This is a genomic window from Flavobacterium sp. F52 (genome assembly GCF_000278705.1).
GTDB classification, from domain to species: domain Bacteria; phylum Bacteroidota; class Bacteroidia; order Flavobacteriales; family Flavobacteriaceae; genus Flavobacterium; species Flavobacterium anhuiense.
In genome coordinates this window covers 1-12710 of record NZ_AKZQ01000006.1, presented here as the reverse complement: position 1 = coordinate 12710, position 12710 = coordinate 1, and the positions used below count along the sequence as shown (strand labels likewise).

Annotated in this window: 8 protein-coding genes; 3 read left to right on the top strand and 5 right to left on the bottom strand. The window is 35.8% G+C overall.

Annotation, left to right across the window (positions count from 1 at the left end; all coding sequences use genetic code 11):
- Window positions 1-35: 35 nt before the first annotated feature.
- From FF52_RS01615 to FF52_RS01605, 3 genes are all read right to left on the bottom strand, one after another.
- Window positions 36-392 carry a hypothetical protein gene (locus FF52_RS01615; protein ID WP_008462439.1) on the bottom strand — a complete coding sequence of 119 codons (357 nt, stop codon included), beginning with the start codon at window positions 390-392 and terminating at the stop codon, window positions 36-38.
- Window positions 393-512: 120 nt separating this feature from the next.
- A complete protein-coding gene (locus FF52_RS01610) occupies window positions 513-1691 on the bottom strand; it encodes an AIR synthase related protein (RefSeq protein ID WP_008462438.1) in 1179 nt (392 codons plus the stop codon).
- Between the two features lie 215 nt (window positions 1692-1906).
- On the bottom strand, window positions 1907-4096 hold the full coding sequence (locus FF52_RS01605; RefSeq protein WP_008462435.1) for a glutamine synthetase III: 2190 nt from the start codon (window positions 4094-4096) through the stop codon (window positions 1907-1909).
- A gap of 430 nt (window positions 4097-4526) precedes the next feature.
- On the opposite strand from FF52_RS01605, the gene FF52_RS01600 reads away from it, so the two are divergent.
- The 3 genes from FF52_RS01600 (at window position 4527) to FF52_RS01590 (ending at window position 8693) form a co-directional block, all read left to right on the top strand.
- Window positions 4527-5543: a glutamine synthetase beta-grasp domain-containing protein gene (locus FF52_RS01600; RefSeq protein WP_008462434.1), complete on the top strand. Its 1017-nt coding sequence runs from the start codon at window positions 4527-4529 to the stop codon at window positions 5541-5543.
- A 217-nt stretch (window positions 5544-5760) separates the two neighbouring features.
- Window positions 5761-6732, top strand: a complete 972-nt coding sequence (locus tag FF52_RS01595) for a TerC family protein (RefSeq protein ID WP_008462433.1) — start codon at window positions 5761-5763, stop codon at window positions 6730-6732.
- Between the two features lie 164 nt (window positions 6733-6896).
- Window positions 6897-8693: a T9SS type A sorting domain-containing protein gene (locus FF52_RS01590; RefSeq protein WP_008462432.1), complete on the top strand. Its 1797-nt coding sequence runs from the start codon at window positions 6897-6899 to the stop codon at window positions 8691-8693.
- A gap of 58 nt (window positions 8694-8751) precedes the next feature.
- Here the strand turns inward: FF52_RS01590 and FF52_RS01585 are convergent, their stop codons facing one another.
- Together FF52_RS01585 and FF52_RS01580 are read right to left on the bottom strand one after the other, a co-directional pair.
- On the bottom strand, window positions 8752-9282 hold the full coding sequence (locus tag FF52_RS01585; protein ID WP_008462431.1) for a hypothetical protein: 531 nt from the start codon (window positions 9280-9282) through the stop codon (window positions 8752-8754).
- A gap of 221 nt (window positions 9283-9503) precedes the next feature.
- The coding region (locus FF52_RS01580; protein WP_008462430.1) for a T9SS type A sorting domain-containing protein at window positions 9504-12710 on the bottom strand (3207 nt) is incomplete at its 5' end.

Sequence of the window (12710 nt, the reverse complement as noted above, 5' to 3'; positions counted from 1 at the left end):
ATAATTGTCAATTGATAATTGTCAATTGATAATTGCTATTCGCTCATTTCATCGTAACGTTCTGGAACTTGCGGATCGTAAAGCGGACATTTGAATTCTTCCATGATATCTACTAATTTATTCATGGTTTTTCCTTCTGTTCCGTAGCAGTCAATTTTTATACTTTGCGGAGTGGTAATTACTTGAAATGCACCTTTCCCTTTAGGATTCTTCCAGCTATTTTCATCCACTCTTTCCCATTCTGAAAAAACAGAATTGATTCTATTCACGATTACTTCAACTTGAAGTTCAGCCAGACCTTCAACTTCTTGTTTTTCAACAAGCGCTTCATAAACTTCCTGATTATTCAGGTAAATTTCGTCTAGATATCTCCAAAAAAGTAATTCGTACATAATATAATGTTTTAAAAAAAGATAGAGATGCACAATTATGCATCTCTAAATTTAATAATTATTTTTAAAAGTTTCAAAATCTTTGCAACTCTGAACCTTTAAACCTTTGCAACTTTAAAATTAATAATTGAATGTTCCGTATTCGCTAGTAATAGTAAGTTTTTTAGAATCCGAAGCTTCTACTCTACCTACGATTTGTGCGTCTACATTGAATGATTTCGAAATTTCAATAATATCTTGTGCGATATTTTCCGGAACATAAAGCTCCATTCTGTGACCGCAGTTGAAGACTTGATACATTTCCTTCCAATCTGTTTTTGATTGTTCTTGAATTAATTTGAACAATGGCGGCACTGGAAATAAATTATCTTTTATAACGTGCAAATCTTTTACGAAATGTAAAATTTTAGTTTGTGCACCACCGCTGCAATGCACCATTCCGTGAATATCTTTTGGAGTATACTTATCTAAAATCTTTTTGATAATTGGGGCGTAAGTTCTAGTTGGCGAAAGCACTAACTGACCTGCATTTATCGGACTGTTTTCTACCTCATCAGTCAAATTTACTTGTCCTGAATAAATTAATTCTTCTGGAACTGCTGCATCGTAACTTTCAGGATATTTTTTTGCTAAATATTTGCCGAAAACGTCGTGACGCGCTGAAGTTAATCCATTACTTCCCATTCCGCCGTTATAGCTTTTTTCGTAAGTTGCTTGACCAAAAGAAGCTAAACCAACAATTACATCTCTAGCTTGAATGTTTGCATTATCTACAACATCAGAGCGTTTCATTCTTGCTGTTACAGTAGAATCTACAATAATAGTTCGAACGACATCGCCAACATCAGCAGTTTCCCCTCCCGTTGAATGAATAGTAACTCCAAATGATTTTAATTCGTTGATTAACTCTTCTGTTCCGTTGATGATGGCAGAAATAACTTCGGCAGGAATTAAATTTTTATTTCTTCCAATAGTAGAAGAAAGCAGAATATTATCTGTTGCACCAACACATAATAAATCATCAATATTCATGATTAAGGCATCTTGAGCAATTCCTTTCCAAACCGAAAGATCTCCAGTTTCTTTCCAATACATATAAGCCAAAGACGACTTTGTACCTGCTCCATCTGCGTGCATAACAAGGCAATGCTCATCATCCTGTGTTAGATAATCAGGAACAATTTTACAAAATGCTTGCGGAAATAAACCTTTGTCAATATTTTTTATAGCGTTATGTACGTCTTCTTTTGATGCCGAAACACCTCTTTGTGCATATCTTTTGCTAGAATCTGAACTCATGAAAATTAGTTTGTGTTGATGTGCTGCAAAGATAATCCCTTTTTTTAATTCTTTGACTTATTCGATTATTTGATTCTAAAAAAAATTGCCACGAATTACACAAATTTTCACAAATTTTTATCCTTTCTATAAAATGATCTTCATCTGAAGATTTTTGAAAAAATTAATTTGCGTGAATTCGTATAATTCGTGGCAAAAACTCTATTCCAAAATTATTATTTCGTGAATAACAATTCTCTGTATTTAGTCAATGTCCAGCTTTCGTCATCTACTAGCAGCTCTAATTTATCACAGTGATTACGAATATCTTCAAAATAAGGCTTCACATTATTGCAATACGCTTCTGCCATTTTTTGAGCATCTGTCAATTGATTTGCTTTCTTTCTTTCGTTAGTCATTGCCAATACTTTAGAATTGATTCCTTCAATATGACCTGAAATTTCTTTAATTAAAACAATCTGCTCTTTGGCTAATGCTTCAAAATCTTTTCCGAAAATTTCTTTTAATCCTTTAACGTTGTCAATTAAAGTATTTTGGTAACGAATTGCAGTCGGGATAACATGATTTCTAGCAATATCTCCTAAAACACGTCCTTCAATTTGGATTTTTTTAGTGTATTCTTCCAGTTCGATTTCATAACGCGCTTCAGCTTCAACATGATTAAAAATTCCTAATTGCTCAAACAAATCCAATGCTTGTTTAGAAACCTTAGCCTTAATCGCTTCTGGAGTAGTTTTAAAATTGCTTAAACCTCTTTTTGCCGCTTCTTTTTCCCAAGCTTCGCTATAACCGTCGCCTTCAAAAAGAATCTTTTTAGATTGTTTGATGTATTCTCTTAAGACATTAAAGATTGCATCGTCTTTTTTCATGTCTTTATTTTCAATCAAATTCTCTACTTCATTTTTAAAGTCAAATAATTGTTTTGCTACAATCGCATTCAAAGTTGTCATTGCATTTGAACAGTTTGAATTTGAACCCACCGCTCTAAACTCAAATTTATTTCCTGTAAAAGCAAAAGGCGAAGTTCTGTTACGATCTGTATTGTCTAATAATACGTCTGGAATTTTACCAACAACATTCAATTTCAAATCTGTTTTTTCTTCTGGCGAAAGTTTTCCTGTTGTTACGCTTTCTAATTCAGATAAAACTTTTGTCAATTGAGCACCAATAAATACAGACATAATCGCTGGCGGCGCTTCGTTTGCTCCCAACCTGTGGTCGTTACTTGCTGTTGCAATAGAAGCTCTAAGCAAAGTTTCGTTATCGTTTACTGCTTTTATTGTGTTAATAAAGAAAGTCAGGAACTGTAAATTGCTCATTGGCGTTTTACTCGGACTCAATAAATTAACTCCTGTATCGGTAGCCAATGACCAGTTGTTGTGTTTCCCGGAACCGTTTACCCCTTTAAATGGTTTTTCGTGAAATAATACTTTAAAGTCATGACGCTCTGCCACTCTCTGCATTACATCCATTAATAAAGAGTTATGGTCAACTGCTAAATTCGTTTCCTCAAAAATCGGAGCCAACTCAAACTGATTTGGCGCTACCTCATTATGACGTGTTTTTACAGGAATACCCAATAACATACATTCCTGCTCCAAATCTCTCATATAGGTAAGAGCGCGAGTTGGGATAGATCCGAAATAATGATCATCTAACTGCTGTCCTTTTGCAGATGTGTGTCCTAATAATGTTCTCCCTGTCATCATTAAGTCTGGGCGAGAATTTGCCAAAGCTTTATCGATCAAGAAATATTCCTGCTCCCATCCTAAAGTTGCTGTTACCTTTTTTACGTTTTTGTCAAAGTATTTACAAACTTCAGTCGCTGCCTCATCAATTGCAGATAATGCTCTTAATAAAGGAATTTTATTATCTAAAGCCTCACCAGTGTACGCAATAAATACTGTTGGAATACATAAAGTTGTACCATATATAAAAGCTGGAGAAGTTGGATCCCAAGCTGTATAACCTCTTGCTTCAAACGTATTTCTGATTCCGCCGTTCGGGAAACTAGAGGCATCTGGTTCTTGCTGTACCAATTGCGCGCCTCCAAATTTTTCTACAGATTCGCTTCCGTCATAAGAAGTTTCAAAAAAAGCATCATGTTTTTCTGCCGTAGTTCCTGTCAATGGCTGAAACCAGTGCGTATAATGAGTCACTCCCTTAGAAAGAGCCCACTCTTTCATTCCCATGGCAATATAATCGGCCAGCTTTCTATCTATTTTTGTTCCATGCTGGATGGCATCTCTTACTCCTCTAAAAGCGTCTGAAGTTAAATATTGCTTCATTGCTTTTTCATTAAACACATTTGAACCGAAAAGATTTGATTTTCGGCCAATTTCTTCAAAATGCACCGGCTTTCTGTTAGAAGCTTGCTGTAAAGCTTGAAAACGTAATGTTGACATGGTTATGTATATTTTAAATTCGTAATAATTTTCATTAAAAAAATAAGAGACAAATATAAACAATAAATGAGCCTATTTTAAATATAAACAATAGAAATTTAGTCAACGATTTTTCAACAGAAGACGCTTTTTATGAAGAATAATGAATTCAAATCGCAGAAATATAACAAAACTGTACGGTATTATTGATTAAATAAACATTTTTTCATAATTTCTTAACTCATAAATTCAAAAATGAGCCTTAATTATTACGAATTTATTTTTTTAAGGTTCATAAAATTGCTTTTTTTAAAATATACCCCTATCAAAATTGCGCTTATCCAAAAAATTATACTTCTCAAAACAAAATAGCCCCCTAATTTTTGGGACTAAAAAAATAAATCTATATTTGACCCAACGAAAAAAAACAAAAAAATTAATTTATATTATTATGGCTAAAATTAAGTTAGAGTACATTTGGTTAGACGGATATGAACCAACTCAAAATCTTAGAAGTAAAACTAAAGTTGAAGAACATGAAAACTTCAAAGGAACATTAGAAGAACTTGGAAATTGGTCATTTGATGGTTCATCAACAAGACAAGCTGAAGGTGGATCTTCTGACTGTTTATTAGTTCCAGTTGCAATCTATCCAGATCCAACTCGTATCAACGGATGGTTAGTAATGTGCGAAGTTATGTATGCTGACGGAACACCACACCCTTCTAACGGTAGAGCTACAATTGATGATGATAATGATGATTTTTGGTTTGGATTCGAACAAGAGTATTTCATTATGGATACTAAAACTCAACTTCCACTTGGTTTCCCAGTTGGAGGATACCCTGCTCCACAAGGGATGTACTACTGTTCAGTAGGTGGAAAAAACACACACGGTAGAAAATTAGTTGAAGAGCACGCTGATTTATGTATTGCTGCTGGAATCAACTTTGAAGGAATCAACCAAGAGGTTGCTTGCGGACAATGGGAGTTCCAATTATTCGCTAAAGGAGCTAAAAAAGCTGGAGACGAAATCTGGGTTGCTCGTTACCTATTAGACCGTTTAACTGAGAAATATGGTTACTATATCGAATATCACCCAAAACCTCTAGGCGATACAGACTGGAACGGTTCTGGTATGCACGCTAACTTCTCTAACACAGTTCTTAGAACATGCGGTTCTCAAGAAGTTTACGAGAAAATCTGTGAGGCTTTCCGTCCTGTTACAAAAGAGCACATCGCGGTTTACGGAGCTTACAACGAGCAACGTTTAACTGGTAAACACGAAACTGCTTCTATCAACGATTTCTCTTATGGAGTTTCAGACAGAGGATGTTCAATCAGAATTCCTTTAATGACTGTTCAAAGAGGATGGAAAGGTTGGTTGGAAGACAGAAGACCAGCTTCAAACGGAGACCCTTACAAAATCGCTGCTAGAATTATCAAAACTGTTAACTCAGCGCTATAATTCAAAGCTTACATTATATTCTAAAAGTGCCACATTTATTTGCTGGCACTTTTTTTTTGAAACAATCTTAACAAGTTCAACTTTGTCAAAGTTTGAAACTTTGACAAAGTTCACTCATAACTCATAACTTATAATTTTAAAAGCAAGTTTCTGATAAATTTAATTTTTAAGTTAAACTTCAAAACTTATCTTTGTAAATCATTTAAAAAAAATCATTATGATAGTCTGGTCACTCTTTTTACTTGCTGTAGTTTTTATTCTTGCTTTAGACTTAGGGGTCTTCAACAAAACACCACATATTATTAGCACAAAAGAAGCCAGCAAATGGACCTTAGTTTGGGTTACTTTATCCTTCCTGTTTTCGGGGGTAATTTATTGGCTGTACACTACAGATTATATCGCAAACCCAGATGATTTAAAACCATCAGTCGCTTCGATGAAGTTTATAACGGGTTACTTAATTGAACTTTCGCTAAGTGTCGATAACATTTTTGTTATTGCTATTATTTTTGCTTCATTCAAAATTCCGCAAAAATACCAGCACCGCGTTTTGTTCTGGGGAATCTTAGGCGCTATTGTTTTCCGCGGATTAATGATTTTCTTCGGAGTAATGCTGATCAATAAATTTGCTTGGACAACTTACGTCTTTGGAGTTTTCTTAATTTTTACTGCAATCAAAATGCTTTTTTCTGGAGAAGAAGAAGATTTTCACCCAAAAGATTCTTTTATCTATAAAGCTTTAGGCAAAGTGATGCCGATTACATCAGAAACTGACGGAGAGAGATTTTTCATCACAACCAAAACTGCAAAAAAAGCGGCTACTCCATTATTTGTCGCTTTAATTGTTATCGAAGTTATGGACGTTCTTTTTGCTGTTGACAGTGTTCCTGCAATTCTTGCTATTACCAAAGATCCGTTTTTAGTATTTAGCTCTAATATTTTTGCAATTCTAGGATTACGTTCTATGTATTTCTTCTTAGCAAACATGCTGGCAAAATTCAGTTATTTAGAATACAGCTTAGTTGCTATTTTAGCTTTCGTTGGATTAAAAATGCTTTTACATGATTTCTTCCACGTACCAGAATGGGCTTCTTTAGGATTTATTGCTTTATCTCTTCTAGTAGGAATTTTAGTTTCTCTTAAATTCGGACCAGAAAAAGTTTTAAATGATTCGTCAAGCGAAGAATAATTAACTTTCAAAACATATATTAATAAAAAAAGGAAATCTTAAGATTTCCTTTTTTTTATGTAGCAATTCATTTTTTTTTGCTATTTTTCTTATAATTTAACTTTTAAAAACAAAGAAATTACATATAAATATTTACTTTAGGCTTTTTAATTTAAATTATAATCATGAAAAAAAATTACTTATTTCTAATTGCAACATTAATGCTCAGTACATTAATGTTCGCACAAACGGTTACACTAACACCGACTGCAGTAAACAACACCAATGTAAATTCTGGCCCTATCAATCTAGCCTCTTTACCAAATTCAACTATCTCATTAAATATTAAAGTTGACATTCCGAGCAATGTTGCTGTTAACGATCAAGGAACAATAACTGTTTACTACTCAAATCTAAGCACATCAAACGCTAATGTCGCAGCTGGCGGAAATGGTGGAAATCTGTATTTTGGCGGAGGAAGAACTGCAACGCGAAGTATGGTAATAAATTTATATTGGAGTGATTTTCTAACTTCCGGCGGATTTGTTTTTGCTGAATACAAAACACCTGCAGGAACAGTCTATAGAAGTTCAAATTTAGCGGTGATTAAAAATTCAACGATGAGTTCGGGCACAACACTAAACCCTCCTGCAGATGCTCCAAACCCTACAAAAATTGTTAATACATTATGTTGTAATCAAACTGTTAGATTAGGAGAAAAACCACAACCTATAACTGGATCCACATTCCTAAACCCATACGAAGGAGAACCATATGGCATAAATTCGAAATGGACTTTTTTTGGAAAATTGATTGAACTAGATAATATAACTCAAACTATGAGTATAGATTACACAACACAACTTGGTACTTTTACTGTTCAAAGAAGTTTAGGATATTTATACGGTCATGAATTTCCAAACAATAGTAATAAAGTAACTGTTACTGTAATCAAATCACCATTTTCTGAAAATATAATTTCAATTGATGGGCCATTTGATTCAAATGGTTTTGCAGAAACAATGACTTCAAATCCAAAAAACATTATTGGAGCAAGGGTTAAAATAAACTTAACAATTTTACAAAATCCAAATCAAACAGAACAAAGAGGTGATAACGTTGTTAATGTGGATAGATATGAATGGGAATACACAAAAACAAATTTAATAGATTGGAAGATTATACAAAATGAAAACTCAGAAGGATTAGGGAATTTTACACCTAACGATCTTAATTTAAATGAAGATAACTACTATTTAGTAAGACGAATTGCAGTATATCAAAATTTAAAAAGAGTAAGCAATGAATTAAAAATATTAGTAAGGACAATTCGAAACAATAATACTATATGCTGTGATCAGGTTTTAAAAATTTCATCTCCTACTCAAATTGAATCTCCAGAACCTCTAAGTGGTTCATCTATAACTTCTGATCCAAATATAGTTACAATCCACCAGAACTACATCACATACCAATGGCAGCTTCAAGTAAATGGCAGCGACATTACCAATAATACCTGGCAGAACATAGCTGGAGCGACAGATAAAGATTACACACCAGCACAACCATTAGAAATTCTTGCAAGGCGAGGATTCTCATTAACATTAAAAAACAGTTATAAATATAGAAGAATTGCCGAAGTCACCTACAGTGGTTATGACCAAAATAACAGATGGATATCTGGGAAATCAAAAAGCTACAGCAATGAAGTTTCTCTAATATCTTCAACATACGATACAGCAAAGCTTTATCCAAATCCAGCATCAACAACTTTAAACATAGAAAGCCCTACTACAGATTTAACAAATGGAATTCTAAAAATTACAAACGCAATGGGAATAAATGTTAATCCAAATAGCTTCTCAATATTATCTCCAAGTCTTGCTACAATAGACATTTCCAATCTAATACAAGGGATTTACTTTATTAATATACAAATTAGCAATTCATATATTATCCAATTAAGCTTTATAAAAAATTAATAAAAAAAAGGAAATCTTACGATTTCCTTTTTTTTTATTTTATCTATATCAAAAAATACTAAAGCTTAATTTTTTGTACTTGACTTTCACTTAACTTAGCTGCTTTCATAACTTCCAAATAATTAGCCTTATTAACAGATTTTGCAAAATCAGCAGGAACTACAACAATTCTAAAAATTTGATTAAATCTGTAAGGGTCAAGTTCTGGATCAGTAAGATTATTACCATTTAAATAAATATCCACAAAAGAATCACTAAATGTAAAATCAAAAGAAAAGTCTCTTGTACCATCATCAAAGTAATGAGTTTCAGGCAAAAATTCCCAAACATCTCTACCACTATCCACACCTCCATATCGATACACCAAAACTACATCTGAATCAAAAATTCGTTGTGGGAAAACAAATCTAACTCTAAAATTTTTAAGCGGATCCGAACTTGGATTGAAGTTATAATAATTAGGAGGTGCATTTTCATAAACTGTACCAACTCCATCATATCCCGGAGGTCCTGGAGGCCCTTCTGGTCCTTCACAGCTAGAGAATGCAATTAAACCGACAACTGCAAATAAGGTAAGTATCTTTTTCATAATTATTTTTTTTTAAGGATTATACTATAAAGGTATTCCAAAAATTAAACCAAAAAAAAGAAAAACATGATTTTTCCTCTATTTTTTTTAAATCCCACCCATATTTAACAAATCGCCTTACTCGTAAAACACTCGTAATTAAAGCATAAACAGAAAAAATAATTTTCAAAAAAAAGCACCCGCTTTTAACGGATGCTTTAAAGTAAGATTTATAAATTCATTTAATTACCGGCAGAAATGATTTTTTTAGTACTACTGCCTTTATTAGTTGTAATTTGTAAAATGTAAACTTGGAATTTACCTACGTAGAAATCAATATTAAAGTTATATTCTTTTCCAAAATAAGAATCTGTATCTGTTTTTGAAGATAACAGTTTTCCTGTTAGATCAAACAATTCAATTTTGACATCTGTCGCATAATCAAAGTTATAACGAATGGTAATGTAATCTTTGAATGGAACAGGATAAGCATCAAAACCAGGTTTTTTACTTTCTTTTGCAGTACTTTCCACTACAGCTGTTTCCGTAGCAGGAGGTGTCTGAGTAACTATTGATTCTTGAGTAGCTACACAAGCAAGTGGTTGAATATTGTATCCTATTGCGATTCTACATTCATCAAATGCATTATTTATCAAATCTACCAAGCTTGCAATATCAGAAAGAGAAAGTCCATAAGTGTTTCCACCTCCTAGTGCTTGATTAGCCAAGTTAAACAAATCACCAACTGTTTTATTTCCTGCTAGTTTACTAACGACATTATTCGGAATAGTGTAATATTTGTATTCATTACTTACTGTTCCGTCAGGATTACAAGAACGCACCTTTGGAGTTTTAGATCCGCAACCACCTTCAGGTTGAGCAACTGCCAATATACCTGCCTGCAATTTAAATTTACTCAATTCACTATCAATACCTAAATTAAGTCCTAAGGTAATGGTTTGAGCCAATAAGGTATTATCAATTTTTCCTTTTTTAAGATATGATGCAGGTAATGCGCTTATATGAGGATCTCCATTTGCCAATTTTTTACTTGCACCTCCTCCTGGTAAAACTGCTATAACAGCATCAATATCAGCTTGATTATTAGATACTAAAACAGATTTACCAACTAAACCAATTGTCATTGTTCCTCCTGGATAAGCACTTAATGCTTTCGCAATAAGAGCTTTGGTTGTGTAAGATTGTCCTCCTACACAGGCCATACCTCCAACATTTCCGTAAGCTCCTTGAGTATAAGTACAAATTGGTGTTGTACACGGAGTGATCAAAAATGTAGATACTTTTTTAATCGTTTCACAATTGTTAGAAACAACGTATTCAATAACTAATGCTGTTCCAATCTGAGGTTTCACAAATTGAGATAAATCCGTAGCCTGAACATTTCCAGCGCATCCTCCCGTAAATTTAAATCCGGCAATCCAAGCTGCAAATGCACCATCTGGATCCTCACCGCAAACAACTGTTTTATTTGGAGGACTCAAAACATTAAGCAATTCAACTTTATTAATGGTAAAGTCTCGGCTGATTGTAGTTTCATAACATTTATCAGTTACTTTATAGGTAACTGTTGTTGTTCCACCCTCACATAATTTTGGTGCCACCGGACTGCCTTGAATAGCTCCTTTCGCATCACAACCGCCGCTTACTTTAAAGCCTGCTTTGAAGGTTTCAAAAGCAGCATCCAATGCAGCCTGATCAGCGTAGATACAAGCAGAAACGCTTACTGCAGCAGGAGCCTCTGGCGTTATAGCTGCAGGAACGGTAATGGTAAAGTCTCTAGTGATTGTAGTTGTATAACATTTATCAGTGATCATATAACTTACACTGGTAGTTCCGCCCTGACATAAGTTTGGCGCTGTCGGATTACCTACAAATGAACCTTTGGCATCACAACCACCACTTACGCTAAAGCCTTGTTTGAAGATTTCAAAGGCAGCATTTATAGCAGCTTGGTCAGCATAAGCGCAAGCGGAAGCGCTAAACGGATCTGGCGATACAGGAACCACTGCTGAAGGAGCAGTAATCGTGAAGTCTCGGCTGATGGTTGTCTCATAGCATTTATCAGTTACTTTATAGGTAACTGTTGCTGTTCCGCCATCGCATAGTTTCGGAGCTGTCGGACTGCCTTGGATTTCCCCTTTCGCATCGCAGCCGCCGCTTACGCTAAAGCCTGCTTTGAAGGTTTCAAAAGCTGCGTCCAATGCTGCCTGATCGGCATACGCACAAGCAGAAGAGCTAAACGGATCTGGCGCCACAGGAACTACTGCTGAAGGAGCAGTAATGGTAAAATCTCTGCTGATGGTGGTCTCATAGCATTTATCGGTGATTTTGTAACTCACACTAGTGGTTCCGCCCTGACATAAGTTTGGCGCTATAGGACTGCCCACAAACTCACCTTTAGCATCGCAGCCGCCGCTTACGCTAAAGCCTGATTTGAAGGTTTCGAAAGCTGCGTCCAATGCAGACTGATCGGCATACCCGCATGCGGAAGCATTAAACGGATCTGGAGATAAAGGAACCACTGCTGAAGGAGCTGTAATCGTAAAGTCTCTGCTGATGGTTTCTTCATAGCATTTGTCGCTCACTTTATAGGAAACCGTCACTGTTCCTCCGTCGCATAGTTTCGGAGCTGTCGGACTGCCTTGGATTTCCCCTTTCGCATCGCAGCCGCCGCTTACGCTAAAGCCTTGTTTGAATGTTTCGAAAGCTGCGTCCAATGCTGCCTGATCGGCATACGCACAGGCGGAAGCGCTAAACGGATCTGGCGATACAGGAACCACTGCTGAAGGAGCGGTAATGGTGAAGTCTCTGCTGATGGTTGTCTCATAGCATTTATCGGCCACTTTATAGGTAACTGTCACTGTTCCGCCATCGCATAGTTTCGGAGCTGTCGGACTGCCTTGGATCTCCCCTTTCGCATCACAGCCGCCGCTTACGCTAAAGCCCGCTTTGAAGGTCTCGAAAGCTGCGTCCAATGCTGCCTGATCGGCATACGCACAAGCAGAAGAGCTAAACGGATCTGGCGATACAGGAGCCACTGCTGAAGGAGCGGTAATCGTGAAGTCTCGGCTAATGGTTGTCTCATAGCATTTATCAGTCACTTTATAGGTAACTGTAACCGTTCCGCCATCGCATAGTTTCGGAGCTGTCGGACTGCCTTGGATCTCCCCTTTCGCATCGCATCCGCCGCTTACGCTAAAGCCTTGTTTGAATGTTTCGAAAGCTGCGTCCAATGCTGCCTGATCGGCATACGCGCAAGCGGAAGCGCTAAACGGATCTGGCGATACAGGAACCACTGCTGAAGGAGCGGTAATGGTGAAGTCTCTGCTGATGGTTTCTTCATAGCATTTGTCGCTCACTTTATAGGTAACCGTCACTGTTCCTCCGTCGCATAGTTTCGGAGCTGTCGGACTGCCTTGGATCTCCCC